Raw genomic sequence first — 26,525 nt, 5'->3', positions numbered from 1 at the left:
CCCTGACGGTTAAAGGCCCAGCTCGCGGGCGATGAGCATCAACTGGACTTCGGTGGTGCCTTCCCCGACTTCCAGGATCTTGGAGTCGCGGTAGTGCCGTGCCACCGTGAATTCGTTGATGAAGCCATAGCCGCCGAACACCTGGGTGGCGTCCCGTGAATTGTCCATGGCTGCCTCGCCTGCGACCATCTTAGCGATGGCCGCTTCGGTCTTGAACGGCTTCCCGGCCAGCATCCTTGCCGCGGCGTCGTAGTAGGCCAGACGGGCAGTATGGGCCCGGGCCTGCATGCGCGCAATCTTGAACTGGATGGCCTGGTACTTGCCGATGTTCTGCCCGAAAGCCATGCGTTCCTTGGCGTATTTCACGGACAAATCGACGCAACCCTGGGCGGCTCCGGTGGCCAGGGCGGCGATGGCGATGCGGCCCTCGTCAAGGATGGACAGGAAGTTCGCGTAGCCACGGCCCCGCACGCCGAGCAGGTTTTCTTCGGGCACCCGGACGTTGTTCAGTGTGAGCGGGTGGGTATCGGACGCGTTCCAGCCCACCTTGTTGTAGGCCTTTTCCGCGGTGAAACCGGGCGTGTCGGTGGGAACAAGGATGGTGGAAATTTCCTTCTTGATGCTCCCGTCCGTGCGTTCGTGCTGCCCGGTGACGGCAGTGACGGTGACCAGCCGGGTGATGTCGGTCCCGGAGTTGGTGATGAACTCCTTGTTGCCGTTGATGACCCAGCGGCCGTCCTCGAGGTGTGCGTTCGTCTTGGTGCCGCCGGCGTCCGAGCCGGCTTCCGGCTCGGTCAGGCCGAAGCCCGCGAGCGCTTCAGCCGAGGTCAGCGGCGGCAGCCAGTGTTCCTTTTGTTCCTGCGTGCCGAAGCGGTAGAGCGGCATGGCGCCGAGGGACACCCCGGCTTCGAGCGTGATGGCGACCGACTGATCCACGCGGCCCAGCTGCTCCAGCGCGAGGGCGAGGGCGAAGTAGTCGCCGCCCATGCCGCCGAATTCCTCGGGGAAGGGCAAGCCGAAGAGGCCCATCTCGCCCATCTGCTTGACCACCTCGTACGGGAAGCTGTGTTCCTCGTCGTGCTTGGTGGACACCGGAGCCACTACCTCGTCGGCGAATTCCCGGACGGAATCGCTCAGGTCCTGGTATTCCTCGCTGAGTTCAAAACTTGCCATGGCTAGACTTCCTCGTCTTTCTGGTTTTCTGTCGGTTCCGCTGTGGTTTCGGGGGTGGGCTCCGGCGTGGGATCCGGCGTGGGATCCGGCGTGGGATCCGGCTTGGGATCCGCGGCCACGTGGATCGTGGCGAGGACTTGGTCGGCCTTCACAAGGTCACCGGTTTTGCTGCTGAGGTGCACAGTGCCGGAGACCGAGGCCACCAGCGCGTGTTCCATCTTCATTGCCTCCACGGAAAGGAGGACCTGGCCTGCTTCCACCTGCTCGCCGTTGTGCACCGAGACCGAGACGACGGTACCCGGCATCGGCGAGCGCACTTCCGGGTCGGCGGCGCCTTCTTCGCGTTGAATACCCGCGAGGATGCGCTGGAGCCGGGTCTCGCGGTCCAGGATCTCCAGGCGGCAGGACCAGCCATCGCTGCCGAGCCACAGCCCGCTTGCCTCACGCCCCGGAGAGGGTGAGCCATGCGCGAAATGGTGCTCGACGCCGTCGAGCACCAGTACCCCATCTCCCGGATGCCCGGCGCCGGGCCGCAGGGCCGCAGTGTGTTCGGCACCGTTGTCCACACGAGCGGTGAAGCTTGCTCCGTTGTCGGTAAGGCCAACCGTAGCCAGGCCGCCGTCGGGACGTCCGATAGTGGTCTTCCGCGGCGCGGAGGCGCCGACGCGCCAGCCATCCGCGGCGTGCCAAGGAGATTTCACCTCGACCGGGGCCGACAGGTTGAGCACCGCTGCCGCTGCGATCAACTCAACGTCCGTCACCTGACGGAACTCCATCCCCTCGAGCTTCCGCGCGATCAGCCCGGTATCGAGGCGGCCGGCGCGGACGTCGTCGTCGTTGATCAGGAGCCGCAGGTACTCGACGTTAGTGTGCACGCCAAGCAGCGTGTACTCCCCCAGCGCGTGATCGAGAGTGTCGAGCGCGGCTTTGCGGTCCGGGCCCCACGCTATGACCTTTGCGAGCATGGGATCGTAGTCGCCGGTGATGGAGAGACCGGGCAGCATGGCGGAGTCGACCCGCAGGTGCGGATCATTGCTTGCCCGCTCCCGGAGCGCCAGGATCTCCCCGATGGACGGCATGAAACCGCGTTCGGGTACTTCCGCGTAGACGCGCGCCTCCACGGCGTGGCCGTCAAGCACGACGTCGGACTGGCTCACGGTGAGTTTCTCGCCGGCGGCGATGCGGAGCTGCCATTCGACGAGGTCGATTCCCGTGACCATTTCCGTGACGGGGTGCTCCACTTGGAGGCGGGTGTTCATCTCCATGAAGAAGAAGTGCTCCGGGTCCTGGTCCGAGACGAGGAACTCGACCGTGCCAGCGCCGCTGTAGTTGACGCTTCGGGCAGCCTGGCAGGCAGCCTCGCCGATGCGGGCGCGGATCTCGGACCCGTTCGCCAGGGACTCCAGCAAAGGCGAGGGTGCTTCTTCGATCACTTTCTGGTGGCGGCGCTGCAGCGAACATTCGCGCTCGCCGAGGTGGATCACGTTGCCATGGTTATCCGCGAGAACCTGGACCTCGATGTGCCGCGGCGTCTGGATGAGCCGCTCCAGGAACAGGGTGTCGTCACCGAACGCACTCGCAGCCACGCGCCGGGCAGTGGCCAGCGTGGCTGCCATATCCTCGAGCCGCTCCACAACGTGCATCCCTTTGCCGCCACCGCCGGCGGATGGCTTGATGAGCAAGGGGAAGCCGACGCCGGGGGCGGCCTCGATCAGTGCCTCGTCGCTCAAACCCGGCTCAGCGATGCCCGGTACGCAGGGCACGCCGTAGGACATGACGTGGTTCTTGGAACGGATCTTGTCGCCCATGATCTCAATGGCTTCAATGCCGGGGCCGATGAACGCGATACCGGCCGCGTCCAGGGCCTTGGCGAACTCCACGTTTTCGGCGAGGAATCCATAGCCAGGGTGGACGGCCTGGGCGCCGCTTTGCAGGCAAGCCTCGATGATGGCGTCTATCCGCAAGTAGCTGTCCGCGGCCGCGGCTGTGCCGATACGGACGGCACTATCGGCTTCGCGCACGTGGCGGGCTCCGGCGTCGGCGTCTGAATAGACCGCCACCGAGCGGATGCCCATGGCCTTCAGGGTGCGGATCACGCGGCAGGCGATCTCGCCGCGGTTGGCGACGAGGACGGTGTCGAAAGAATTGATTGTCATGGGGTCACATCCGGAAGAGGCCGAAGGAGGTTTCCGGCAGGGGTTGGCGGGAGACGGTGTCGAGGGCCATGCCCAGGACTCGCCGGGTATCTGCGGGGTCGATAATGCCGTCATCCCAGAGCCGGGCGGTGGAGTAATAAGGGCTGCCTTGGTCCTCGTACTGCTGCTTGATCGGGGCTTTGAAGGCTTCCTCGTCCTCTGCCGACCATTCCTCGCCGCGGGCCTCGTATTGGTCCCGTTTGACGGTGGCCAGCACGCTGGAGGCCTGGTTTCCGCCCATGACCGAAATCCTGGATGCCGGCCACATCCACAGGAAGCGCGGTGAGTAGGCCCGGCCGCACATCGAGTAATTTCCGGCGCCGAACGAACCACCGATCACTACAGTCAGCTTGGGCACGCGGGCGGTGGCGACAGCCGTGACCATCTTGGCGCCGTTCTTGGCGATGCCGCCGTGTTCGTAATCCTTGCCGACCATGAACCCCGAGAGGTTCTGCAGGAAAAGCAGCGGGATGCCGCGCTGGTCGCACAGTTCGATGAAGTGCGCGCCCTTGAGCGCAGACTCACTGAACAAGACCCCGTTGTTCGCCACGATGCCCACGGGGTGGCCGTGCAGCTTCGCGAACCCGGTGACCAGGGTGGTGCCGTAGTTCTTCTTGAACTCATGGAACCTGGAGCCATCCACCAGCCGGGCGATCACTTCGCGGACGTCGTACTGGGCATTCACGTCCGTGGGAACGGCACCATAGATTTCGGCCGGGTCCACCACGGGTTCGACGACGGCGTCTGGCTCATCGATGTCCCACGTCGGGGCGGCTGGCCTGGGGAGGGTGGCGACGATGTCCCGCACGATCTGCAGCGCATGCTCATCGTTCTCGGCCAGGTGGTCAGTGACGCCGGAGATCCTTGAGTGCACGTCCCCGCCACCGAGTTCCTCAGCCGTGACGATCTCCCCGATGGCTGCTTTCACGAGCGGGGGACCGCCCAGGAAGATGGTCCCTTGGTTGCGGACAATGACCGTCTCGTCGCTCATGGCCGGAACGTAGGCGCCGCCCGCCGTGCAGGACCCCATGACCGAGGCGATCTGCGGGATCTTCGCCGCCGACATTTTCGCCTGGTTGAAGAAAATCCGGCCAAAGTGCTCCTTGTCCGGGAACACCTCATCCTGCTTGGGTAGGAACGCTCCCCCGGAATCCACCAGGTAGACGCAGGGCAGTTTGTTTTCGAGCGCGATTTCCTGGGCCCGGAGGTGTTTCTTCACCGTCATCGGGTAATAAGTCCCGCCCTTGACCGTGGCGTCATTGGAAACCACCATCACCTGCCGGCCGTGCACCAGGCCAAGTCCCGCAATGACCCCGGCGCCGGGCGAATCGTCGTTGTACATCCCGTTGGCCGCCAACGGAGCGATCTCCAGGAACGGGCTGCCGTCGTCGAGCAGTTGATTGATGCGTTCCCGCGGCAACAGCTTGCCCCGGGATACATGCCGCTCGCGCGACTTCTCCGGGCCGCCAAGGGCAGCCACGGCAAGGCGCTTCTTCAGCTCCTGAACCAGCGACAGTTGCGCTTCCGCGTTGGCCGCGAACTGATCGCTGCTGGTGTCCAGCTGGCTGGCGAGTGTCTCCATCGACTGCGTCCCATCCCGGCCAATGGCCATCTCAGTTAGTACCGCATAACTGGAATTTAGGTTAGTCTCTCTTAACTGTGTTGTCCATCACGTGGGCACCGGGCCGGCTCGGTATCGACGTCGAATTGGACGCTTGCAACAAGGAGGAATTGTGGTCACCTTCCAGCGGAGCACCAAGCCGGACGGCCCAATCCCGCGGAACCCCAAGCAAGAAAGCCAGACCCAGAGAAGCCAAGCCAAGGAAACCCGGCGCAAAGCGCTTCTGGCTGCCGCTGCCGGGCTATTCGCCGCGGACGGCTTCAACCGGGTGTCGCTGGAAGACCTGGGAGCCGCGGCAGGAGTCAGCGGGCCGGCCGTGTACCGGCATTTCCCCGGGAAACAGGCCGTTCTGGGCGAGCTGCTGCTGAGCGTGAGCCGCAATTTGCTGGGGGGCGGCCGCGCCGTGGTCTCCGAGGCCGCCGACTCCGCGGCCGCACTGCGCGGGCTGGTGGAGTTCCAGGTTGACTTCGCCCTCAGCAATCCCGACGTCATCCGGGTTCAAGACCGCGACTTCAGCAATCTCAGCGACGCCGACCAAACCGAAGTGCGTACCCTGCAGCGCAATTACGTGGAGCTATGGGTGGGCGTCCTCGGTGAGCTGCACACCGACACGGACCCGGCCGAGTTGAGGGTCCGGGCGCACGCGGCGTTCGGCTTGATCAACTCGACACCCCATTCGGTGCGACACCACGGCCGCCGCATGGCCGTGAAGACCGCACGCCCCATCTTGGAACAAATGGCGCTCGCTGCGCTGAACGCCCACTGAACTCAACCCGGCTGACCCGCAGTGCAACTGCGAGTCAGCCGGGCACCCCCAAGGCGGGCTGAGGGCTACTAGATCATGGTCATGACTGTTGCCGGGTCGGACAGGATCGCGCCCAGATCGGCCAGGAACTTTGAACCCTGCTCCCCGTCCACCAGCCGGTGGTCGAAGGACAGGCTCAGCGACATGACCTGGCGCACTGCGAGTTCGTCGTTATGAACCCACGGAGCCTTGCGCACTGACCCCAATGCCACGATCGCCGCTTCACCCGGATTCAGGATGGGCGTTCCGGCGTCGATTCCGAACACACCGATGTTAGTGATCGAAATTGTCCCCCCGGACAGATCAGCCGGCGATGTCTTACCGGAACGGGCCGTGTCCGTCAGCTCGGACAACGCCGTGGACAATTCCAGCAGGGTCATCTGCTCCGCGTCCTTGATGTTCGGCACCGTCAGACCCCGGGGCGTCGCTGCGGCGATACCCAGGTTCACGTAGTTGAACTGCACGATCTCCTGCGCTGCCTCGTCCCAGCGGGAGTTCAGGCTCGGATTCCTGCGCAAAGCAATCAGCACCGCTTTTGCTGCAATGGTCAGCGGAGTCAGCTTGTACCCCGCGAAGGTACGGCTGGCCTTGAGCCTCGTCAAAAGCTCCATGGTGGGAGTGACGTCAATAGTCAGGAACTCCGTCACATGCGGCGCCGTGAAGGCACTCTGCACCATGGCGGCGGCGGTGAACTTGCGCACGCCCTTGATCGGCGTGCGGGTCTCGCGTCCGGCGGCGCCGACGACGACGGCTGGCGCCGCCGTTTGCGCCGATCCTTGCGGCTCGGACGCAGCCACGAAGCCCTGGACATCCGACCGGGTGATGAGTCCCGACGGTCCGGTTCCCTTGACCAGCTGAAGGTCGACACCAAGATCCCTTGCCAGCTTGCGGACCGGCGGGGTGGACCGCGGACGGTCCTGTTCCGCCGTCGGCTCGCTTGGAACATCGTGCGGAACGATCGGCTCGACGGCGGGAACGGGTTCGACGGCGGGAATGGACTCCTCCGCGAAGCTCCGCTGGCGCCTGGCCGGACGTCCGGACTTTTCGACGACGGCGCCGTAGCCCACCAGGTTCGGCTCACGTTTCGCCGTGGCCTCCTCGGAGACCGCCGCACCGGAACGGGCCGCGCTCGACGGCGACGCTCCGGCGTCGTCGACTTCGAAGGAGACGATCGGCTTGCCGACCTCCACCACCGTGCCGGCCTGTTCGTGCAAGGCGGCCACAATTCCGGCGAAGGGCGAAGGAAGCTCAACCACGGCCTTGGCCGTCTCGACCTCCGCGATGACCTGGTTGAGGGTCACGGTGTCCCCCACGGCCACTTTCCAACTGAGGATTTCCGACTCGGTGAGTCCTTCACCGAGGTCCGGAAGCCTGAATTCCTTGATCATGGTGGCGCTCATCCTTCCAGTCCGCTCAGGGAGTTGCCGCGGCCGAGTGCCCGGTCCACGCCGTCGAGAATCCTGTCCAGATCCGGGAGGTGGTGCATTTCAAGCTTTGAGTACGGGTACGGAATGTCGAATCCCGTGATCCGGACCGGTGCCGATTCAAGGTAGTTGAAGCAGCGTTCGGTGATGCTGGCGGCGATTTCCGCGCCCAGACCGCCGGACTGTGCGGCCTCATGCGTGACCACCAGCCTGCCGGTCTTGCGGACGGAGGCCTCCACCGCAGGGAAGTCGATCGGCGCCAGCGAGCGCAGGTCGATGACTTCCACGGAGACTCCCTCGTCGGAGGCGGCCATGGCCGCGTCGGTGGCGGTCTTCACGAGCGGGCCGTACGTCACCAACGTGACGTCGCTGCCGGAAGTGACCACCCTGGCCTTTTCCATGGACAGTGCCGTGGAAAGATCCGCGGTCTCATCCACTTCGCCCTTGTCGTGGTAGCGGCGCTTCGGCTCGAAGTACAGCACCGGATCGTCAGAGGCGATAGCCTGCTGGATCATGGTGTAGGCATCCTGCGGGTTGGAGACGCTGATGACGCGCAGGCCCGAGGTGTGCGTGAAATAGGCCTCGGGCGATTCCGAGTGGTGCTCAGGGGATCCGATCCCGCCTCCGAACGGAACGCGGATGGTGATGGGCATCTTGACCTGGCCCTGCGTTCGATAGTGCATCTTGGCAACCTGGCTGACGATCTGGTCAAACGCCGGGTAGATGAACCCATCAAACTGGATCTCACAGACCGGACGGTAGCCGCGGTAGGCCAGGCCGACGGCGGTGCCGATAATGGCGGATTCTGCCAACGGGGTGTCGACCACGCGGTGTTTGCCGAAGTCTTTCTGGAGGCCGTCGGTCACCCGGAAAACACCGCCGAGCGCACCGATGTCCTCACCCATGAGGACTACCTTCGGATCGTTTTCGAGGGACTTGCGCAGGCCGGCGTTGATGGCGCGGGCGAATGTCAGCTTGCTCATCAGAGTGCACCTTCCTGGGTGGATCCGCTGAAGCTTTCCAGGTAGCGGCTGTAGTGGTCCTTCTGGCGTTCAATTCCGGAGTTGGGGGTGCTGTAAACGTGGTTGAAAAGATCCATTGGCGCGGGGTCGGGCATGTTGATGCACCCTGCCCGCAAATCCCTGGCGACCTCGTCCGCTTTGGCCTGGACCCTGGCTTCGACCTCTTCGGTCAGGAGGCCCTTCGTGTGCAGGAGTGCCTTGAGGCGTGCGATCGGATCCTTGGCTGCCCAGTCTTCGAGCTCATTGGCGTCACGGTAGCGGGTGGGGTCATCCGCCGTCGTATGCGGGCCCATGCGATAGGTGACCGCTTCGATGAAGGTAGGTCCTCCACCCTTGCGGGCGCGGTCCAGCGCAATGCGCGTGACAGCCAGGACGGCAAGGACGTCGTTCCCATCGACTCGGATGCTCGGGATTCCAAAGCCGGAGGCACGGTCGGCGATCTGGATGTGGGACTGAAGCCGGACGGGCTCGGAAATGGCCCAGTGGTTGTTCTGGCAAATAAAGACCACCGGTACTTGGAAGCTCGCCGCAAAGACCATTGCCTCGTTGACATCGCCCTCGCTCGTGGCGCCGTCGCCGAAGTACCCGACTGCCACCGAGTCGGCGCCGTCGTACTGAATGCCCATGGCGTAGCCGGTGGCGTGCAGCGATTGCGAGCCGATGATGATCTGCTGGGTGGCAATGTTGTAGCGGTATGGGTCCCAGCCGGCCGAGGCATTGCCACGCCAGGCGCGGACCATGTCCGTTGCTTCCACGCCGCGGCAGTACGCAACGCCGTTGTCCCGGTAGCTGGGGAAGACGAAGTCGTCGTCGCGGAGGGCGCGGCCCGAGCCGATCTGCGATGCTTCTTGGCCCAGCAGGGGCGGCCACAGGGCCAACTCGCCCTGACGCTGCAAGGCGGTGGCCTCGGCGTCGATCCGGCGGATGACTGCCATGTCCTCATACAGCGAGCACAACTGCTCGTCCGTGACATCGCTGACCCAGAGATCGAACTCAGGGTGGCTGATACGTTCCCCCGCGGGGGAAATCAGTTGGACCAGGTCCCCGCCTGTCCGACGCGGGCTTACTGCACTGATTCCGGGATTCGACGCCTTGTAGGCGTCCTGGCCGGTTTCGTCCGTCAACACAGTTGATCGCACCTTTCAGCTTGTGCTCGCAGGCCTCGGGCGGGACTTGTGATCCAGCCACGGGCCAGCGTCCGGGCGCCGTCGCCCGAATTAATTGTGACCCTACTCACAATGCTCATTGGGTACAACCACCGTTGATTAAACTGCGCATTATGCACTGTGTGGCCCGAGCCCACCGTGCTAACGTTGCGCATTATGCAAGCTTTGGATGGCACAGACACCCGCCTGCTTTCGGCCATGGCCAAGGACCCCCGCGGAACAGTAGTGGCGCTGGCACAGAAGCTGGGACTTTCGCGTAACACGGTCCAGGCCCGGATGGCCCAACTCGAGAAGAAGCATGCTTTCCTCTCCTTTGAACGCCGCATCAACCCCGCAGCCCTCGGCTACCCACTCATGGCGTTCATCTCCGTTCACGTGCAGCAGCAAAAGCTTGGTCAGTTGGCGCTGGACCTTGCGGAAATCCCCGAAATCCTGGAGGGATACGGCGTGGCAGGATCGGCTGACCTGCTCCTGCGAGTGGTAGCGCTCGACGCCGAGGACTTGTTCCGGATCAACGGCAAGATCCTCGCTTGCGACGGTGTGGAACGGACGGATACAGCCATGTCCATGGGTGAATTGATTCCCTTCCGCGTGCAGCCGTTGTTAAACCGGACTACCCAAAGGGCGCTCCGGCCAAGCTGAGCTGGTTTCCCGGGCATCAAGGTCACTTTCGAATGCCCTTGCCCTGAAGAGCTATGTGCGCTTTGATGCAGATGGACGCCTCGGGGGCCGGTGGCGGCTCCCGTCCGGTACGCGGCGCAGGCCTGGCCGCTGGGAAAGGGAACACCATGAGCATCCCGCAAGGACCCACTCCACCGGACCAGGAATCCCCAGGCTGTCCCGCCAGGCCAGTACGGCGCACCTCCCCAGCCCCTTTCCGGACCAGCACAGTACGGCCCGCAGGGCCAGTACCCGGCTGTCGGCCAGTACCCCATTCCTGACCAATACGCCGCCCCTGGCCAAAATCCGGCCCACTACGGGATGCCGGTCAAGCCTCCCGCCAAAAACCGGAAGCTCCTGTGGATCATTCTCGGCGCGGTAGGCGCAGCGCTCGTGCTCATCATCGTGGCGGTGGTGGTGCTGGTCAATGTGGTGGGCAGTGCCCCGAACCGGGCCCGGGCGATTTCCGACGATTTCACCAGCCTCATCGTGAATGGCCAAAGTGACAGGGCCTACGACCAGTACATGCACCCTTCCCTCACCCAAGGCTTGACGAAAGCGGACTTCGTTGCCGGCGTCGCAGGCCTTGCATTGGACAGCAGTTGCAAGCCTCATTACGACTCCGTGAATGTGAATTCGGTCAACGGAAACAGCACGGCCAATGTGGTTGGAACCCTGCAATGCCAAGGCAGAAGCTTTGTGCTCCGGTACAGCTTCGAAGGCAATGACTTCAAGATGAACTCGATTCGTCTCCAGCCTCAGGGATAGCGTCGAAAAAAAATTCCCATCCGGCACCCATCCATCACACCGCATGGTCCGAATCTCTGGTTGAGAGCCCCATCCGGGGTTCGAAAGCCGGCCGGATCTCAACCCGGCCATACCGGAAGGTTTGGACCAATGCGCACTTCGCCCAACCGCCTGATCGCCACCATCTTTGGAGCCGTCTACCTGCTCGTGGGTGTCGTTGGATTCTTCGTCACCTCGGGGATTGGATTCTTTGCTACCGAGGGTGCGAACCTGATCATCTTTGCGGTAAACCCCCTGCACAACATCATTCACCTCGCCATCGGCGCAGCACTGCTCTACTCGGGCATGAACAGCACCGTACTGTCCAAGACCGTGAACTCCACTGTCGGCGCGGTCTACCTGCTGGTTGGCATCCTCGGCCTGTTCCTCGTGGGCTCAGCGCTGAATATCATTGCCCTTAACGGCGCAGACAACGTCCTGCACCTCGCCAGCGCTGTGGTGCTGCTCGGCGTCGGACTCTCCCAGGACAAGGTTCCCGCCACTAGCGCCAGGGCCCACGTCTAAAACATCACGAAACCTGGAAGGAGCCGTCCGTGTCAGCTCAAGCAGCGACATCCGTAGGACCCACCGCTGGGGCATCCGTCACCCTGTTCTCGTGCTTCGCGGGAATGGGGGCCGGCCTTGTGGAGCTTTCCATCGCTTCAAGCAACATCTCAAGCCGGGGACCTCTCATGTGGGCCGGCGGTATCGCCGCTGTCTGGGGATTGGCCCTGCTCGCTGGCTCGATCGCCAGCCTGCAGCGCGGACGGCTCCGGTTCCGTAAGCCGACCACCATCGCTCTCATTGCGGCGACGGTGGTCCACGTAGGGGTTTTGGTGGCGGGCATGTCCCAAAGAGTGCTCGACGGCGGGAATCTGGCAGCGCTTTTCCTGATCCTCATGGCATTGGGATCTTCTGCCTGGCTCGCCCGCAGGTACCGCGACGATGACGGCAGAGCAGCAACGGCTCCCCCGAGGACCGGTGCGCTTCTGGGGGCCGCCTTTGCCGCCGCCGTCATCGTCGCATCCGTTACGACGCCGGGGCTCGCCGCCTCAGTGGCCGGACAGCACGCTGTACCTCACGGACAGCATTCCCTGCCGGGTGGCCACAACCACTGATCCTTTCGGACAACACTGAGCCTTTCGGACAACACTGACCCTTTTGAACGAAGCGGCACCAGGAATCCCTCCCACACCAGTGTCGGAGGGATTCCCGTTGGTAACCGGGTAGGAATCTCCTAGTGGTCCACGGCTTTTTCTGCACCAACGCCGGTCAGCGAGCGGACCTCCATCTCGGCTTGCTTGGCTGCATCTTCACGCCGCTTGTCCAGCACGGTTCCGAGCCAGCCAAGCAGGAATGCGAGCGGAATGGACACGATCCCCGGGTTGCTCAACGGGAAGACGGCGAAGTTGGCACCCGGGATCATCGAGGTCTTCGCACCCGAGACCACAGGAGACAACGCGATCAGGACGACTGCTGCGGTGAGGCCGCCGTACATGCTCCACGTTGCTCCCTGGGTAGTGAACTTCTTCCAGAACAGCGAGTAGACAATTGTCGGCAGGTTCGCCGAGGCCGCAACCGCGAAGGCGAGCGCCACGAGGAAGGCGACATTCTGGCCATTGGCAAAAATACCGCCGAGAATGGCCAGGATCCCGATGACCACCACGGTCCGCCGGGCCACTTTGACCTCGGCGCCAGGATCGGCCTTGCCCTTGGAAATGACGTTGGCGTAGATATCGTGGGCGAACGAGGCCGCCGCGGTGATGGTCAATCCGGCCACCACGGCGAGGATAGTGGCGAACGCGACGGCGGAGATGAAGCCAAGCAGCAACGGCCCGCCCAAGTGGAAGGCGAGGAGCGGTGCGGCCGAGTTCACGCCACCCGGAGCCGACTTGATGGTGTCGGCGCCAACGAGTGCCGCAGCGCCGTAGCCGAGGACCAGGGTGAACAGATAAAACAGGCCAATCAGCCAGATGGACCAGACCACCGATTTGCGGGCTTCCTTGGCGGTGGGCACGGTATAGAAGCGCATCAGCACGTGCGGCAGGGCGGCTGTGCCCATGGACCAGGGCCATCCCGAGCGACAGGAAGTCGAGCTTGGAAGTCTCGGTCTTGCCGTATTGCAGGCCGGGATTCAGCAGGTTGGGATTCTTTGCGGTATCCGCTGCAGCACCCAACAGGTTCGACAGGTTGAAGCCGTAGATGGACAGCACCCAGAGCGTCATGACTGCCGCGCCGCAGATGAGCAGCACGGCCTTGATGATCTGGACCCAGGTGGTGCCCTTCATTCCGCCGATCAGCACGTACATGATCATGAGGGCGCCGACGACGACGATCACCAGGGCTTGCCCGCCCCAGTCGCTGATGCCCAGGAGCAAGGAGATGAGGCTTCCCGCGCCAGCCATTTGTGCCAGCAGGTAGAAGAAGCACACGGCCAAAGTGGAGAGGGCCGCGGCGATCCGTACCGGACGCTGGCGCAGCCGGAAGGAAAGCACATCCGCCATGGTGAACTTGCCGGTGTTGCGCAGCAGTTCGGCGACAAGCAGCAACGCGACAAGCCATGCCACGAGGAACCCGATTGAGTACAGGAAGCCGTCGTAACCGTTGATGGCAATGGCTCCGGTGATCCCCAGGAACGAAGCCGCCGAGAGGTAGTCGCCGGCAATCGCCGTGCCGTTCTGTGAACCGGTGAACGAGCGCCCTGCCGCGTAGTAGTCCGCAGCTGTTTTATTGTTCCGGCTGGCTCTGAAGACGATCACCATGGTGACGAGGACAAACAAAGCGAAGATGCCCATGTTCAGCAGAGTGGTGTCCTTCAGCGCCGCAACATTGACCATCGGGACCATGCCGCTCATTTCGCCGTCCCCTTTATTGCGCTGCCCTTGTCGAATTCATGGCCTTCAATCTCATTTCGCATTTCCGTGGCAATGGGATCCAGCTTCCGGTTGGAATAGCTGACGTACCAGGCGGTAATCCCGAAAGTTGAAACGAATTGCAGCAGGCCCATGACAAGGCCGACGTTGATGTTGCCCCACAGCTTGGTGGACATGAAACCCACCGCGTAGTCAGCCAGCAGGACATATGCGAAGTACCAAAGCAGGAACGCGATGGCCATTGGAAAGACAAAACTGCGGTGGCGCTTGCGGAGCTCCTGGAACTGCGCCGATTGCTGGACTTCCTGGAAATCCACGGACGCCGCAGCGTCCGGTATCTGGGCTTCGTTACCCATGGCTTCCTCCTGGTTGTGAGTGTGCGCATCAGCCTCAAGCTCCTGACTGATGTGACTGAGATCACTATCCCCGGGCTGAACAATCACTTCCAGATCCACGGGCCCGGGCGTCGCCCAGCGGACAGGTTGGTGCGCCGAACGGCAGCCCCCTTGGGTGGATTCGATACTGTTGCTCCATGCCGGATTCTCCGCTCGTGACCGCTGCTGCGATTGCCGTCATTGTGCTCGCTGTGGCGGTCGTCGTCGGGGTCGGCCTCAAGGTCATCCGCTCCTTCCGGGAGCTCGGAACCGACGCCGAGCGGGCCACCTACCAAACCCTGCACGCCGCGTCGCGCGCAGGCCAGCACCTCCGGACGGGGCTCCACGCGGCGGGTGCGGCCAAAGCGAGCAAGCAATTACGTTCCCTGCTGGGCTGCGACGCCCTTGCCATCATGGACGCTGAGTCCGTCCTCGCCTGGGACGGTGTGGCGGAAGAGCTGAGAACTGCGTTGATGGAGCTCGCTTCGGGAGTGCTTACCGATGGGCGGGCTGCAGTGGTGTCCGCATCCCGTGAGCTTAGCGCCGTGATTGCCCCCATCCGGGCCGGGAACCGCGTGGTGGGTGCTGTTGCAGCCTTCGCGCCGCAAGCCGGCGCAGGGTTGATCCGGGCGACAAGCGAACTGGCGGACTGGGTGGCCGTCCAGGTTGAACTGGCCGAGCTCGACTCCTCCCGCACGATGCTGATGGAGGCTGAAGTCCGCGCCCTGCGCGCACAGATCAGCCCCCACTTCATCTACAACTCGCTCAACGCCATAGCCTCGTTCATCAACACTGATCCTGCAAGGGCCCGGGAGTTGGTGATCGAATTCGCTGACTTCACCCGTTACTCTTTCCGCCGCCACGGCGACTTCACCACCTTGGCCGAGGAACTTCGGAGTATCGACCGGTACCTGTTGTTGGAGAAGGCACGCTTCGGGGATCGCGTGCAGGTGAGCCTCAGGATCGCGCCGGAAGTCCTGAGCACCGTGATTCCCTTCCTGAGCCTGCAGCCGCTCGTGGAAAACGCCGTGCGACACGGGCTGGAAGCGAAGGAAGGACCAGGGCACATCACTATCTGCGCCAATGACTCGGGCGCCTTCGCGGAGGTCACTGTAGAGGACGACGGAGTTGGCATCGATCCGGAACACCTTCGCTCGGTCTTGGCTGGTCAGGCCGACGGCGAGCATGTTGGACTGCGAAACGTCGATGTCCGTCTGCGCCAGGTCTGATGGTGACGAACACGGTCTGGTCATCGAAACCGCGCCGGGCGAAGGCACGTTGATCACCATGCGCGTGCCAAAGTCCCAGCCGCGCCACGATGCCTGAGGCTAATGTAGGACCATGATCAACGTACTCGTCGCCGACGACGAGCTTCCGGCCGTTGAAGAGCTCGCCTTCCTGCTGCGCGGGGACGAGCGTATCGGTACCGTCCACCGCGCGGCATCCGGCGCCGACGCCCTCCGCGCGCTCGAAACCGAATCCATCGACGCCGTCTTCCTCGACATCCATATGCCCGCAGTTTCCGGCTTGGACATCGCCCGCGCCATCTCGCACAGCTCGCGGCCGCCCGCCGTCGTCTTCGTCACCGCCGACGAGGACTGCGCGCTCGAGGCGTTCGAACTGGCCGCCGTCGACTACCTGCTCAAGCCTGTGCGTGCGGAGCGTCTGGCCCGCTCCATCAGCCGCATCAGCGAGCGCATGAAGGACAGCAGCAAGGTCCCGGAGATGATCACGGTGGACCAAGGCGGAACCACACGAATGATCCGGCGGGAAGACGTCAGCTACGTCCAGGCCCAAGGAGACTACGCCCGGTTGCACACCGCCGAGGCGAGCTACCTGATCCGAGTTCCGCTCAACGACCTCGAACAGCAATGGGCAGAAGCCGGGTTCATCCGCATTCACCGTTCCTACCTCATGTCCCTCCACCACGTCGGGCACATGAAACTGGCAGCGGCACGCCCCAGTGTCACAGTGGCAGGCGCCGAGTTGCCGATCAGCCGCAGGCATCTCCCGTCCGTGCGGGACAAACTCGAAGCCACGCGGATCCGGCCGCAGGTATGACCAGGGTCAGGGTCACCGCCCCGCAACCGGCAGCCAAAATCGCGCCCAAGCGGCCGTACCATTCGCGGGAGGCCGCCGAGGACTCGGACATTGGGCAGGTCTTCGTCCGGTCACTCATCCGGTCCCAATTGCGGCTGGCGCTTGTGGTGGCTTCCGGCTTCGTGCTTGTTCTCGCTGCCTACGGCTTCATGGTGGCGCTCGTTCCGGAACTCTCGCAAATGCGGATCCTCGACATTCCGGTGAATTGGATCATCCTTGGAGCGGCGCTCTATCCGGTGATCGGGCTGAGCGCATGGCTGTACAACCGCTTGGCCGCAAGGAATGAAGCGCGGTATCGCGATCTTGTGGAGGAAAGGTGAATCCCGCCGTCGGCCTCGCCGCCCTTGTCGGGGTGGCCCTAGTGACGGCGGCAATCGGCTTCTATGGGCTGCGCTTTTCCCGCACCACCAGTGACTTCTACGTCGCATCGCGAACCGTCAGGCCGTGGTGGAATGCTTCGGCAATCGGTGGGGAATACTTGTCCGCGGCGAGTTTCCTGGGCGTTGCCGGACTGATCCTGCTGACTGGAACGGATGCCCTCTGGTTCCCCGTAGGCTACACCGCCGGCTACCTCATGCTGTTGCTGTTCGTGGCAGCTCCCCTACGCCGATCAGGCGCATATACGATCCCGGATTTCACGGAGGCAAGGCTTGAGTCAACAGCCGTCCGGCGGGTGACAAGCCTGGTGGTGATCGCCGTAGGTTGGCTCTACATTGTTCCGCAGCTTCGCGGTGCCGGGCTGACCATCCGGATCAGCACGGGATTGCCCTCGTGGGTGGGCTCGCTCGCGGTGGTGGTGGTGGTCTGCGTGACCGTTGTGGCCGGCGGCATGCGTTCCATCACCTTCGTCCAGGCTTTCCAGTATTGGCTCAAGTTGACCGCGTTGGCTGTCCCGGTGGTGTTTCTCTTGCTACACCAAACGGGCGGCGAGGCACTTGCGGCCGCGGAAGCATCCAGCAATCCCACGGGTCTTCCTGCGGCAAGCCTTTATCAGACCATCTCGCTTCTAGTGGCACTACTTTTCGGCACGCTCGGACTACCCCACGTCCTGGTCCGCTTCTACACGAACCCTGATGGCCAATCGGCTCGGCGGACAACCCTCATCGTGCTGGGCCTGCTGTCCGTTTTCTATTTGTTCCCGACGGCGTCCGGCCTGCTGGGGCGGGTCTTCGCACCGGAGCTTGCGCGCAACGGGCAGCCCGACGCCTTGGTCCTGCTGCTGCCCGGAAGGCTACTGGGCGGGGTCCCGGGCGATCTTCTGTCGGCATTGGTTGTAGCCGGGGCGTTTGCGGCGTTCCTCTCAACGACGTCCGGGTTAGTGGTTTCGCTCGCCGGCGTCATCAGTCAAGACCTCCTCGGCAGGAGCGTCCGGGGATTCCGGGTCGCCGCCCTGCTGGCCGCCGTCGTCCCCTTGGCGTTTGCCTTTACGACCGACTCGACGGCACTGGCCGGAAGCGTCGGATTGGTGTTCGCTTTCACAGCCTCCACCATCTGTCCCGTCCTGCTGCTGGGTATTTGGTGGCGCGGGCTGAGCGACGCCGGCGCGATTGCCGGGCTGCTGACTGGAGCAGTCCTCTGTGGGGGTGCGCTGGGCGTTAGCACCATCATGGGTTCTTCCACCGCGCCCGGATGGCTCGCCCAGCCTGCGGCGTGGACGGTCCCGGCCGCGTTTGGCGTGATGGTGCTCGTCTCCCGAGCAACAAAACACCGGGTGCCTGGGACCGTGACGAGGCTCATGACTCGCCTGCATGTCCCGGAACGACCAGTGGCTGCGGAACGGCAGCTCCGCTGAAGCGGGTCCCTGCAGGCCGCCTGGTCCTTGCCTGGTCCCCGGACTGTCCGCCTGTCGGCGGCACTGGCCGAGGTCTCTAGTCGATGGCGGCCATGAGTTCGACAACGCGGTCCAGGAACGCATCAACCTGGGTCTCTTCGTAACCGTCGTGCCCCTTGGCCTCGGAAAAAGCCGCGCGGCGGACATCGTCGACGCTCAACGGCTTGTCGTTCTCGAGGTAACCGATCAGGGAAACGCACAAGGCGTCGACCTCGGCGATGTTATAACTGCGGGCATGCTTCTTTTCGGGCCGACGGAAGCGTTCGCCGTCGGGCCGGTGCAAACGGCCGCGCAACAGTCCTGAAAGTTTGCCAATCTTCAGCAGCCAGGCGTCCTCGCCTTCGGCCGCTATCAGCTGATCACGTTCCCGGCGCGCGAAAGCATCCTCGAGGCGGTCCAGGGCGGCATCCACAGTGGTGGCGTCGTAGCCGCCCTTGACGGGATCGAAAGAAACGGCGCGGACATCGCTGCTGCCTACCTTTTCCGATGTCTCGGCCTTGTTTTCAAACGACACCCGGGCACGCTGGAAGAACTGGTCAACTTGCTTGGCGTTGTAGCCGTACTTGCTACGCTCCACCCGCTCAAATGCTGCGGGGATCTGGCGACGAATGTCCACTGCCACTGCTTTCCTTCTATGTGGTTGTCAGGCGCCGCTCAACAGCGCAAAAAGAATAAATGCCACCGGGGCCGCGAAAACGATCGAGTCAAGACGATCCATGATCCCTCCGTGCCCTGGCAGAATACTGCTCATGTCCTTGACCCCGAGCTCCCGCTTGACCATGGATTCGGCAAGATCGCCCGCTGTCGCCGCTGCCACCATGCCGACGGCAAGCACGACTCCGACCCACCATGGCTTGTCAAGGACAAAAAGGCTGGCCAGGATTCCGATGACCATGGCACCGGCAACCGAACCCCCGAAGCCTTCCCACGGCCTTCTTGGGGCTGATTTTCGGAGCCATGGGATGTTTGCCGAACAGCGCCCCGACGAGGTAGCCAAAGGTGTCGTTGGATACCACCAGCAACAGCATGACGGCAATCTGCCACGCGCCCGCCGGCACCTGTCCGGCAGGCCAGGGACCCGCCGTCGTCGCTCCCCCTACGGCATGGAGGGGCAAGATGGCGAAGCTGATCAGGAAGGGCACCCACGCAAGGGTGAAAATTCCGGCAAAGACGCTGCGCGGAGCTCCGGCAGCGCTTTCGAGGGAGCGCCAGAGAAGAACGGCGGTGCTGCTCAGCACCAGCGCGAAGAGCAGGCTTTCCAGCCCCCCGAAGTAGGCTCCCAGCGGCATCGCCACGGTGCCTGTCAGTACCGGAATAATCGGCATCCGGGTTCCCCGGCTTTCAAGGGCCCGGAAAATCTCCCACACGCCGAGAACCGCGAAGGCGGTGGTCAGGAGGACGAACCCCAGCGGCAAGAACAGCAATCCGCCGAGAACCGCAAAGAGCATGGCAAGCCCGACGCCGATGGCGGCCGGAAGATTCCGGCCGGCCTTCGGCGTCGGGTTGCCTCGTTGGCGCCTGGCGCGTGTGGGAATTCCCTGCGCGGGCGCCGGCTCAGCCTCGCTCATTAGACCTCGAGCAGCTCGGCTTCCTTGCGCTTGAGGAGCTCGTCGATGCCGTCAACGTGGGCCTTGGTGATGGCATCGAGTTCTTTTTCGCCACGGGCACCCTCGTCTTCGCCGGCTTCGCCGTCCTTAACGAGCTTGTCAAGGGAGTCCTTGGCCTTGCGCCGGATGCTTCGGATGGTGACCTTTGCGTCCTCACCCTTGCCCTTGACAATCTTGACGTACTCCTTGCGGCGTTCCTGGGTGAGGTCCGGGATGGTGATCCGGATGACGTTGCCGTCGTTGGACGGATTGGCGCCGACCTCGGAATCGCTCAACGCCCGTTCGATGTCGCGCAGCGCGGTCTTGTCGTAGGGCGTGATGAGGATGGTCCTGGCGTCCGGAATAGCGAAGGAAGCCAGCTGCTGCAGCGGGGTGGGGGTGCCGTAGTATTCCACGATCACCTTGTTGTACAGCCCGGGGTTGGCACGGCCCGTACGAATCGTCGCGAAGTCCTCTTTGGCTACCTCGACCGCCTTGTCCATCTTTTCCCCGGCTTCGAGCAAGGTTTCTTCGATCACGGTTTCTCCTCAGAAATAGTCGCGCCCCGGTCCACGGGCCGCAATGCGCAGTAAATTTCCGCCCCTGAGGGCGGAAGAGTCCTAGAAATATCCTAGCCCTTGCTAGGGAGTGACCAAGGTGCCCAGTTTTTCGCCGAGGATGGCCCGGGTGACGTTCCCTTCGCCTTCCATGCCGAAGACCACCATGGACAAATCGTTGTCCTTGCACATGGTCATGGCGGTCTGGTCCATAACGCGGATGTCACGGCGCAGGGCCTCGTCGTAGCTGAGCCTTTCCAGCTTCTCAGCCGTGGGATCCTTCTTGGGATCCGCGGTGTACACACCGTCCACACCGCTCTTCGCCATGAGGACGACGTCGGCGTGTACTTCGAGCGCCCGCTGGGCGGCAACAGTGTCGGTGGAGAAATACGGCAGGCCTGCGCCTGCACCGAAGATGACCACGCGGCCCTTCTCCATGTGGCGGATGGCGCGGCGCGGGATATACGCCTCAGCCACCTGGCCCATGGTGATGGCGCTCTGAACGCGGGTCTCGACGCCTGCCTGCTCCAGGAAGTCCTGCAGCGCCAGGCAGTTCATCACAGTCCCAAGCATGCCCATGTAGTCGGCGCGGGAGCGGTCCATGCCGCTCTGGGACAGTTCGGCGCCGCGGAAGAAGTTGCCGCCGCCGACGACGATCGCCACCTCGACCTCGGAAACGGCAGCGGCGATCTGCTTGGCAATAGCGCGGACGGTTTCCGGGTCTACACCGAGCTTTCCGCCGCCGATGACCTCGCCGGACAGCTTCAGCAGTACACGACGACGGGTCTTCTCCGGATGGATTGCAGTGTTCTCGGTTTCCATGGTGCCTTCCCGTTTGTGGACTCTGGCTAGATTATCTTGCTGGGGGCCGGGCAGAAAGCCGACTGCCGTAGATACGCTCGGTGCGGACCTGCGGTTGCATGCAAAAGGGGCGGCCACCGAAGTGACCACCCCTTTTGTATGTCTAACTAGTTTCCGACGCGGAAACGAGCGACTGCAGTTGCCTTGACGCCGGCCTCTTCGAGGACCTGGGCAACGGTCTTCTTGGAGTCCTTCGCGAATGCCTGGTCCAGGAGAACTTCACCCTTGTAGAAGCCCGTCACGCGGCCTTCCACGATCTTGGTGAGAGCGGCTTCCGGCTTGCCTTCAGCCTTGGCGGTCTCTTCAGCGATGCGGCGCTCGGACTCGACCAGATCGGCCGGGACGTCTTCGCGGCTCAGGTAGTTCGGAGCCATGGCTGCAACGTGGACGGCAACGTCGTGGGCTGCGGTAGCAGCGGCGTCGCCTTCACCCTCGACAGCGAACAGAACGCCGACCTGGGCCGGGAGGTCCTTGGAGGTCTTGTGCAGGTAAGCGTCAACCGTTCCACCCTCGATGCGGGAGATCCGGCGGACAACAACCTTTTCGCCCAGAACGGCGCCTTCTTCGATGACAACCTCGGAAAGGGGCTTGCCGTCGACGTCGGTGGCCAGCAGGGTCTCGAGGTCGGCAGCGCCGGACTCGACGGCGACGGCCAGAACCTTGTCGGCCAGCTGGATGAACTTGTCAGCCTTGGCGACGAAGTCGGTCTCGCAGTTGACCTCGATCATTACGCCAACGCCGCCGGTGACCTTGGCAGCAACCAGGCCTTCAGCGGTGGAGCGGCCTTCGCGCTTGGTAGCGCCCTTGAGGCCCTTGATACGGATGATCTCGATGGCCTTCTCGGCGTCGCCGTTGGCTTCGTCGAGAGCCTTCTTGACGTCCATCATGCCGGCGCCGGTGCGCTCGCGCAGGGCCTTGATGTCAGCAGCAGTGTAGTTCGCCATGTGAACCCCTCTGTCTAGAGTTTTATGTGTTTACGGACTGACAGGACGGCAGCCCACCGAGTGGGCCACCATCCTGTCAGTAGCTCCCCGCACCGATATCCGGTGCAGGGAAGGTCCGGATTTACTTGTCTGCTTCGGCTTCGCCGGCAGCAGCTTCAGTGGTTTCGGCAGCCGGTGCTTCAACAGCATCCGCAGCCGGGGCTTCAACAGCTTCCGCAGCCGGGGCTTCGGTCTTGCTGCCTTCGAGGAGCTCGCGCTCCCACTCAGCCAGCGGCTCCTCCGGAGCCTCTGCAGCACCGGTTGCGCGCTGGTTGCGGGCGATGAGGCCCTCAGCAACAGCGTCGGCAACCACGCGGGTCAGCAGGTTGACGGAGCGGATGGCGTCGTCGTTGCCCGGGATCGGGAAATCAACTTCGTCAGGATCGCAGTTGGTGTCCAGGATGGCAACAACCGGGATGTTCAGCTTCTTGGCTTCGTCAACAGCCAGGTGTTCCTTCTTCGTGTCAACAACCCACAGAACGGAAGGAGCCTTGGTCAGGTTGCGGATACCACCGAGGTTGGTTTCCAGCTTGGTGAGTTCACGCCTGAGGAGCAGGAGCTCCTTCTTGGTGTAACCCGAGCCTGCAACGTCCTCGAAGTTGATTTCTTCGAGTTCCTTCATGCGCTGGATACGCTTGGCGACGGTCTGGAAGTTGGTGAGCATGCCGCCCAACCAACGCTGGTTGACGTACGGCTGGCCAACGCGGGTAGCCTGCTCAGCAATTGCTTCCTGAGCCTGCTTCTTGGTGCCGACGAACAGGACGGTGCCGCCGTGGGCGACAGTTGCCTTGACGAACTCGAAAGCGCGGTCGATGTAGGACAGCGACTGCTGAAGGTCAATGATGTAGATGCCGTTGCGCTCCGTGAAGATGAAGCGCTTCATCTTCGGGTTCCAACGACGGGTCTGGTGTCCAAAGTGGACGCCGCTGTCAAGCAGCTGGCGCATAGTTACGACGGGCATGCCGACGCTCCTTCCGGCAGGTCATTCATGAGAGAGCCACACGGGCCGCTCTTACCCTGCCAATAGTTGACGGTTAGTTAGCCGGACCCGAACGGGCCTGGCTCCTGGCATCCATTGCACTTCTCATCCGGCCAATGACTCGCCGGACCGCAAGAGGCACAATCCTCCTCAGCATTGAATCCACAAGGACTCACGGTTGGAGGGTTGGATACGCGTAGTCAGTCTGGAACCCCCGCGCAACTGAATGGGACGCGCTTCTGAACAAGCTTGAGGGCACAGCAAACTGCTCCACCAAGTGTACTACAGCGACCCCAGCCCCCTGACCGCAATTGCAGGTGTTCGAGGGCCCGCGCCCCGCCGGTTTTTCCGCCCGGTTATCCACATACGCGATCCTGAATCTTTCGGGATATACGCGGCCGGTCGAGGCTTGTTCCATGAGGACGGCAAAACTTCTGACCTATTGTCTTTTGGCGCTGGCTCTGGGCGCAGCGCCCGCCGCCGCTGCACCCAGCCCCCGCCCGGATTGGGTCTGGCCACTCGCGCCCAGGCCCGCCGTCGTGCGCGTTTTCGATCCACCGGATAAACCGTGGCTGAGCGGGCACCGAGGCGTGGATTTACAAGCCGCCGACGACGGCGTCCCGGTCACCGCTCCCGCCGACGGCACGGTGAGCTTTGTGGGCGTCGTGGTGGACAGGCCCGTCATCGTCATCGATCACGGCGGCGGGCTCCGGAGCAGCTTTGAACCCGTAAACAGCGAACTAGAGGTGGGCACCGCGGTCACCAAGGGCCAGGCGATCGGCGCGGTCGAGGCGGGTCATTGCTTGGCATCAGCGTGCGTCCACTGGGGCCTGCGGCGCGGTGAGGACTACGTCAACCCACTTGCTTTCGTGACCGGTCTCCGGCCCTCCGTGCTGCTGCCGATGGGCTCGCCAGGAGGGATGCCTAGACTATTGCGGAAATCCCCGTGATGGCCCTGCCTGTGACAAGGGTGTTGATTTCGTGGGTCCCTTCGTACGAATAGATCGCCTCCGCGTCGGCGAAGATCTTGGCCATCTCATAGTCCGTGACAATGCCGTTGCCACCGAGGATGCTCCGGCCAAGGGCAACACTTTCGCGCATGCGGGCCGTGGTGAAGGCTTTCGCCAGGGCGGATTGCTCATCCTTGGCCACTCCGGCATCCTCGAGCTGCGCGAGCCGGACCATCATGCCCATGGAGCTGACGGTATTGCCGAGAATCTGCACCAGCTGTTGCTGCACCAATTGGAAGGACGCCAGGGGCCGCCCGAACTGCTGACGTTCCACTGCGTAGCGGCGGGCAACGTCGAAGGCCGCAAGCTGCTGCCCTACGGCCTGCCAGGCAACCGAAAGCCGCGTGACTTTCAGGACTTTGTTGGTGTCCCTGAAGCTGTTTGCATTGGCTAGTTTGAAGAAGCCCGGAACCACCACATTGTCCAGGGTGATGTCGGCATTTTGGACTGTCCGCAGGGAAATTTTGTTCTCGATCTTGCTTGCGCTGAAGCCCGGAAGCTTTGTATCCACCATGAAACCCTTGACCTGGTTGTCGGCAAGATCCCGGGCGAAGACCACCACCCAGTCGGAGAAGGTGGCGTTGCCGATCCAGCGTTTCGCCCCGTTGAGGATCCAGTTGTCGCCGTCGCGCCGCGCGGTAGTCCGGGTGCCGCCCGCCACGTCGGAACCACCCAAGGGCTCTGTCAGGCCAAAAGCGCCGATTTTCTTGAGTGCATAGATGTCCGGCAGCCAGGGCATCCTGCTGTTCCCGGGACGCCAGAGCCTCGATGGAACCAGTGAACAAGCCATCGTGCACGCCCATGAACGTCGCAATTGAAGCATCCGCCCGGGTTGCCTCTGCATGGACCAGGCCGGCGAACACATTGGAATAACCCTGCCGCCTGACCGGGCTGACCAAGTCGATCTCTGCCAGCTTGGGAATCAGGTCCATGGGGAACTCTCCGCGGTTCCAGCAATCGACCGCGATGGGCTTGACCTCACGGGACAGGAAGGTCCGGATCTCGGCGAGCCTGTCCTGCTCTTTGCCCGTCAGCAATTGTTCAAAGCCATAGAAATCACCGTCGGCGTACGGGAGGTTTCCGGGGTCGATTGCTGCCTTGGACATGGCGCTCCTTTGCGTAAGTTACTGGTCGGTAACTTACCTCAATCGACGTAGTTCGCACAAGCAGCCCAGGCATACCGTGCCGGTGGCTTGCAGCATCGCGGCAACCTTGGCCTCCGGCCGCTAACAACTGCCGTTAACCTCTGCGCCGCCGTGTGTTGGCTGTTTGCCCGGGTTGCTCCCAGCCCCATTCCCTAGGTTGGCTGTGACATCGTTTCCCCAAACTAAGGACGATTCCATGACTGTTACACCGAACAAGGTCAAGCGCACGTCGATGATTATGGTGGGCGCCGCCGTTGCTGCTTCCTCCATCGTCTCCGTTGCGCTCCCCGCCTCCGCTGCGGACGAAGGGGCGGGACAGCCCGCGCCGGGCGGATACACCGTGAAGGCCTTCTCCCCTGTCGGTACCGAGTCAGCCCCGGACGACATCACCCGGATGGGCGACTTTGTGTACGTCTCCTTCCAGAATGGCGTAGGCCCGCTGGGCGAGGCTTCCGCTACGGGAGCCACCGCCAGCACCATCCAGCAATTCAGCCTCGACGGAAAGCCCGGAAAATCCTGGCAGGTCACCGGCAAGGTTGACGGCCTCACGGCAGACCCGGAACACCACCGCCTGCTCCTCACAGAGAACGAGGACGGTAACTCCAGCTTCTCCACCCTTGTCCCGGACGCGGCAAAGCCGCTGACCACGTACACGTACTCGGGCCTTACCCACGGCGGTGGAACCGACGCAGTTTCAGTGATTGACGGGAAGATCCTCGTCAGCGCATCTGCTCCGGCAGACAACTCGGGTCCCGCGGCGTATTCCGTGGTACTGGAAGGCAGCACCGCGAAGCTGACCGGGCTCTTCGGCGACACCGCAACCGCGACGGCGGCCAATGGCCCCCAGGCAGGGAAGAAGACCACCCTGGCCCTCACGGATCCGGATTCCAACACCCAGCTTCCGTCCGCGGCCCCGCGGTTCAAGAACTCCTTCATGCTTGACGCCCAGGCGGACAAGCAGCTGATCTTCGCTTCCAACCCTGGCAACAGCAAGCAGTCTCTCCAGGTACTGTCTGTCGCCCAGCCGCTGGATGACACCGTCTTCGCGTCCCACTCGAACCAGACCCTACCTGGTCACGGACCCGAAGGACAACAAGGTCTTCTCCGTCACCGGTCCGTTCAAGGCCGGCCAGGCCATCTCCACGGTGGTACCGGATGCGGGCCGGACATTCTTGGCAAACCTGGATCTGAACAGCGGCGCCTTGGCTCCGATCAAGGAACTGGCTGCCATTCAGCCCAAGGGATTGATGTTCACCGGCGGTGCCGGGGACAAGCAGGATTCGCAGGACGGCGAGCACGCCAGCGAGTAAGCCACAAAGAAGGACCCCTGGTTCGCGCTTCCGCGAGCCAGGGGCTCCTTTTTTAGGGCTATTC

General features: G+C 63.2%; 22 protein-coding genes and 4 pseudogenes. 11 read left to right on the top strand and 15 right to left on the bottom strand.

The annotated features are described in order from the left end of the window. Positions 1-9: 9 nt before the first annotated feature. From ACF0H6_RS19795 to ACF0H6_RS19785, 3 genes are read right to left on the bottom strand one after another with little or no spacing between them, the layout of a single operon-like run. Positions 10-1,173 carry an acyl-CoA dehydrogenase family protein gene (locus ACF0H6_RS19795; RefSeq protein ID WP_395251144.1) on the bottom strand — a complete coding sequence of 388 codons (1,164 nt, stop codon included), beginning with the start codon at positions 1,171-1,173 and terminating at the stop codon, positions 10-12. Between the two features lie 2 nt (positions 1,174-1,175). Next, entirely contained in the window at positions 1,176-3,329 is a 2,154-nt protein-coding gene (locus ACF0H6_RS19790) for an acetyl/propionyl/methylcrotonyl-CoA carboxylase subunit alpha (RefSeq protein WP_395251143.1), read from the bottom strand. Positions 3,330-3,333: 4 nt separating this feature from the next. Further along, the gene (locus ACF0H6_RS19785; protein ID WP_395251142.1) at positions 3,334-4,950 is read right to left on the bottom strand and encodes a carboxyl transferase domain-containing protein; all 1,617 of its coding nucleotides are present in this window, start codon (positions 4,948-4,950) and stop codon (positions 3,334-3,336) included. Between the two features lie 190 nt (positions 4,951-5,140). Here ACF0H6_RS19785 and ACF0H6_RS19780 point away from each other — a divergent pair, with 190 nt between their 5' ends. Then, positions 5,141-5,755 carry a TetR/AcrR family transcriptional regulator gene (locus ACF0H6_RS19780; RefSeq protein ID WP_395251369.1) on the top strand — a complete coding sequence of 205 codons (615 nt, stop codon included), beginning with the start codon at positions 5,141-5,143 and terminating at the stop codon, positions 5,753-5,755. 68 nt (positions 5,756-5,823) lie between these two features. On the opposite strand, the gene ACF0H6_RS19775 is transcribed toward ACF0H6_RS19780, so the two are convergent. Genes ACF0H6_RS19775 through pdhA form a run of 3 tightly spaced genes read right to left on the bottom strand, consistent with a single transcriptional unit; the run spans position 5,824 to position 9,367 of the window. After that, positions 5,824-7,194, bottom strand: coding sequence for a dihydrolipoamide acetyltransferase family protein (locus ACF0H6_RS19775; protein ID WP_395251141.1), 1,371 nt, complete (start codon positions 7,192-7,194; stop codon positions 5,824-5,826). Further along, entirely contained in the window at positions 7,191-8,201 is a 1,011-nt protein-coding gene (locus ACF0H6_RS19770; protein ID WP_395251140.1) for an alpha-ketoacid dehydrogenase subunit beta, read from the bottom strand. The genes ACF0H6_RS19775 and ACF0H6_RS19770 overlap by 4 nt, the downstream gene beginning before the upstream one ends. After that, on the bottom strand, positions 8,201-9,367 hold the full coding sequence (pdhA, locus tag ACF0H6_RS19765) for a pyruvate dehydrogenase (acetyl-transferring) E1 component subunit alpha (RefSeq protein ID WP_395251139.1): 1,167 nt from the start codon (positions 9,365-9,367) through the stop codon (positions 8,201-8,203). Before pdhA ends, ACF0H6_RS19770 begins: the two co-directional genes overlap by 1 nt. A 195-nt stretch (positions 9,368-9,562) precedes the next feature. Between pdhA and ACF0H6_RS19760 the strand changes: the two genes are divergently transcribed. The 4 genes from ACF0H6_RS19760 to ACF0H6_RS19745 all read left to right on the top strand — a co-directional run bounded on the left by ACF0H6_RS19760 (position 9,563) and on the right by ACF0H6_RS19745 (position 11,970). Further along, positions 9,563-10,048 (top strand): Lrp/AsnC family transcriptional regulator, encoded by a 486-nt coding sequence (locus ACF0H6_RS19760; RefSeq protein WP_395251138.1) that lies wholly within the window; start codon positions 9,563-9,565, stop codon positions 10,046-10,048. A gap of 339 nt (positions 10,049-10,387) precedes the next feature. Beyond that, positions 10,388-10,834 carry a hypothetical protein gene (locus tag ACF0H6_RS19755; protein ID WP_395251137.1) on the top strand — a complete coding sequence of 149 codons (447 nt, stop codon included), beginning with the start codon at positions 10,388-10,390 and terminating at the stop codon, positions 10,832-10,834. Between the two features lie 129 nt (positions 10,835-10,963). Then, positions 10,964-11,377: a DUF4383 domain-containing protein gene (locus ACF0H6_RS19750; RefSeq protein WP_395251136.1), complete on the top strand. Its 414-nt coding sequence runs from the start codon at positions 10,964-10,966 to the stop codon at positions 11,375-11,377. A gap of 29 nt (positions 11,378-11,406) precedes the next feature. Then, entirely contained in the window at positions 11,407-11,970 is a 564-nt protein-coding gene (locus ACF0H6_RS19745) for a hypothetical protein (RefSeq protein WP_395251135.1), read from the top strand. Positions 11,971-12,089: 119 nt separating this feature from the next. Here the strand turns inward: ACF0H6_RS19745 and ACF0H6_RS19740 are convergent. Beyond that, positions 12,090-13,707: pseudogene (locus ACF0H6_RS19740) on the bottom strand (cation acetate symporter). Then, entirely contained in the window at positions 13,704-14,081 is a 378-nt protein-coding gene (locus ACF0H6_RS19735) for a DUF485 domain-containing protein (RefSeq protein ID WP_395251134.1), read from the bottom strand. Before ACF0H6_RS19735 ends, ACF0H6_RS19740 begins: the two are co-directional and overlap by 4 nt. Before the next feature lie 176 nt (positions 14,082-14,257). Here ACF0H6_RS19735 and ACF0H6_RS19730 point away from each other — a divergent pair. From ACF0H6_RS19730 to ACF0H6_RS19715, 4 genes and pseudogenes are all read left to right on the top strand, one after another. Then, positions 14,258-15,425: pseudogene (locus ACF0H6_RS19730) on the top strand (sensor histidine kinase). Between the two features lie 15 nt (positions 15,426-15,440). Continuing rightward, on the top strand, positions 15,441-16,160 hold the full coding sequence (locus ACF0H6_RS19725; protein WP_395251133.1) for a LytR/AlgR family response regulator transcription factor: 720 nt from the start codon (positions 15,441-15,443) through the stop codon (positions 16,158-16,160). Then, the gene (locus ACF0H6_RS19720) at positions 16,157-16,519 is read left to right on the top strand and encodes a hypothetical protein (protein ID WP_395251132.1); all 363 of its coding nucleotides are present in this window, start codon (positions 16,157-16,159) and stop codon (positions 16,517-16,519) included. Before ACF0H6_RS19725 ends, ACF0H6_RS19720 begins: the two co-directional genes overlap by 4 nt. Continuing rightward, positions 16,516-17,991 (top strand): cation acetate symporter, encoded by a 1,476-nt coding sequence (locus tag ACF0H6_RS19715; protein ID WP_395251131.1) that lies wholly within the window; start codon positions 16,516-16,518, stop codon positions 17,989-17,991. Before ACF0H6_RS19720 ends, ACF0H6_RS19715 begins: the two co-directional genes overlap by 4 nt. Before the next feature lie 76 nt (positions 17,992-18,067). Here the strand turns inward: ACF0H6_RS19715 and ACF0H6_RS19710 are convergent, their stop codons facing one another. The 6 genes and pseudogenes from ACF0H6_RS19710 to rpsB all read right to left on the bottom strand — a co-directional run bounded on the left by ACF0H6_RS19710 (position 18,068) and on the right by rpsB (position 22,978). Next, a complete protein-coding gene (locus ACF0H6_RS19710) occupies positions 18,068-18,652 on the bottom strand; it encodes a DivIVA domain-containing protein (protein ID WP_395251130.1) in 585 nt (194 codons plus the stop codon). 21 nt (positions 18,653-18,673) lie between these two features. Further along, positions 18,674-19,598, bottom strand: a pseudogene (locus ACF0H6_RS19705) (phosphatidate cytidylyltransferase). Beyond that, the gene (gene frr / locus ACF0H6_RS19700; protein WP_395251129.1) at positions 19,598-20,155 is read right to left on the bottom strand and encodes a ribosome recycling factor; all 558 of its coding nucleotides are present in this window, start codon (positions 20,153-20,155) and stop codon (positions 19,598-19,600) included. The pseudogene ACF0H6_RS19705 and the gene frr overlap by 1 nt, the downstream one beginning before the upstream one ends. 102 nt (positions 20,156-20,257) lie before the next feature. Further along, positions 20,258-20,995, bottom strand: coding sequence for a UMP kinase (pyrH, locus tag ACF0H6_RS19695; protein ID WP_269994512.1), 738 nt, complete (start codon positions 20,993-20,995; stop codon positions 20,258-20,260). 146 nt (positions 20,996-21,141) lie between these two features. After that, the gene (gene tsf, locus ACF0H6_RS19690) at positions 21,142-21,978 is read right to left on the bottom strand and encodes a translation elongation factor Ts (RefSeq protein ID WP_395251128.1); all 837 of its coding nucleotides are present in this window, start codon (positions 21,976-21,978) and stop codon (positions 21,142-21,144) included. A gap of 121 nt (positions 21,979-22,099) precedes the next feature. Beyond that, on the bottom strand, positions 22,100-22,978 hold the full coding sequence (gene rpsB / locus ACF0H6_RS19685; RefSeq protein WP_395251127.1) for a 30S ribosomal protein S2: 879 nt from the start codon (positions 22,976-22,978) through the stop codon (positions 22,100-22,102). 434 nt (positions 22,979-23,412) lie between these two features. Between rpsB and ACF0H6_RS19680 the strand changes: the two genes are divergently transcribed. Further along, positions 23,413-23,946 carry a M23 family metallopeptidase gene (locus ACF0H6_RS19680; protein ID WP_395251126.1) on the top strand — a complete coding sequence of 178 codons (534 nt, stop codon included), beginning with the start codon at positions 23,413-23,415 and terminating at the stop codon, positions 23,944-23,946. Here the strand turns inward: ACF0H6_RS19680 and ACF0H6_RS19675 are convergent. Continuing rightward, a pseudogene (locus ACF0H6_RS19675) lies at positions 23,921-25,112 on the bottom strand (acyl-CoA dehydrogenase family protein). The gene ACF0H6_RS19680 and the pseudogene ACF0H6_RS19675 overlap by 26 nt on opposite strands. A 235-nt stretch (positions 25,113-25,347) precedes the next feature. Between ACF0H6_RS19675 and ACF0H6_RS19670 the strand changes: the two are divergent. After that, on the top strand, positions 25,348-26,517 hold the full coding sequence (locus ACF0H6_RS19670; protein ID WP_395251125.1) for a hypothetical protein: 1,170 nt from the start codon (positions 25,348-25,350) through the stop codon (positions 26,515-26,517). Positions 26,518-26,525: the final 8 nt, after the last annotated feature.

This window comes from Arthrobacter sp. NA-172, assembly GCF_043952055.1.
In the GTDB taxonomy this organism is placed as follows: Bacteria; Actinomycetota; Actinomycetes; order Actinomycetales; family Micrococcaceae; genus Arthrobacter.
This window is presented reverse-complemented; position numbering and strand designations above follow the sequence as displayed.

Bases quoted from the DNA above. Each gene is read 5' to 3' on its own strand.
- ACF0H6_RS19795 (WP_395251144.1), bottom strand. From the start codon at position 1,173: ATGGCAAGTTTTGAACTCAGCGAGGAATACCAGGACCTGAGCGATTCC.
- ACF0H6_RS19790 (WP_395251143.1), bottom strand. From the start codon at position 3,329: ATGACAATCAATTCTTTCGACACCGTCCTCGTCGCCAACCGCGGCGAG.
- ACF0H6_RS19785 (WP_395251142.1), bottom strand. From the start codon at position 4,950: ATGGAGACACTCGCCAGCCAGCTGGACACCAGCAGCGATCAGTTCGCG.
- ACF0H6_RS19775 (WP_395251141.1), bottom strand. From the start codon at position 7,194: ATGAGCGCCACCATGATCAAGGAATTCAGGCTTCCGGACCTCGGTGAA.
- ACF0H6_RS19770 (WP_395251140.1), bottom strand. From the start codon at position 8,201: ATGAGCAAGCTGACATTCGCCCGCGCCATCAACGCCGGCCTGCGCAAG.
- ACF0H6_RS19760 (WP_395251138.1), top strand. From the start codon at position 9,563: ATGCAAGCTTTGGATGGCACAGACACCCGCCTGCTTTCGGCCATGGCC.
- ACF0H6_RS19755 (WP_395251137.1), top strand. From the start codon at position 10,388: ATGCCGGTCAAGCCTCCCGCCAAAAACCGGAAGCTCCTGTGGATCATT.
- ACF0H6_RS19750 (WP_395251136.1), top strand. From the start codon at position 10,964: ATGCGCACTTCGCCCAACCGCCTGATCGCCACCATCTTTGGAGCCGTC.
- ACF0H6_RS19735 (WP_395251134.1), bottom strand. From the start codon at position 14,081: ATGGGTAACGAAGCCCAGATACCGGACGCTGCGGCGTCCGTGGATTTC.
- ACF0H6_RS19725 (WP_395251133.1), top strand. From the start codon at position 15,441: ATGATCAACGTACTCGTCGCCGACGACGAGCTTCCGGCCGTTGAAGAG.
- ACF0H6_RS19720 (WP_395251132.1), top strand. From the start codon at position 16,157: ATGACCAGGGTCAGGGTCACCGCCCCGCAACCGGCAGCCAAAATCGCG.
- pyrH (WP_269994512.1), bottom strand. From the start codon at position 20,995: ATGGAAACCGAGAACACTGCAATCCATCCGGAGAAGACCCGTCGTCGT.
- tsf (WP_395251128.1), bottom strand. From the start codon at position 21,978: ATGGCGAACTACACTGCTGCTGACATCAAGGCCCTGCGCGAGCGCACC.
- rpsB (WP_395251127.1), bottom strand. From the start codon at position 22,978: ATGCCCGTCGTAACTATGCGCCAGCTGCTTGACAGCGGCGTCCACTTT.
- ACF0H6_RS19680 (WP_395251126.1), top strand. From the start codon at position 23,413: ATGAGGACGGCAAAACTTCTGACCTATTGTCTTTTGGCGCTGGCTCTG.
- ACF0H6_RS19670 (WP_395251125.1), top strand. From the start codon at position 25,348: ATGACTGTTACACCGAACAAGGTCAAGCGCACGTCGATGATTATGGTG.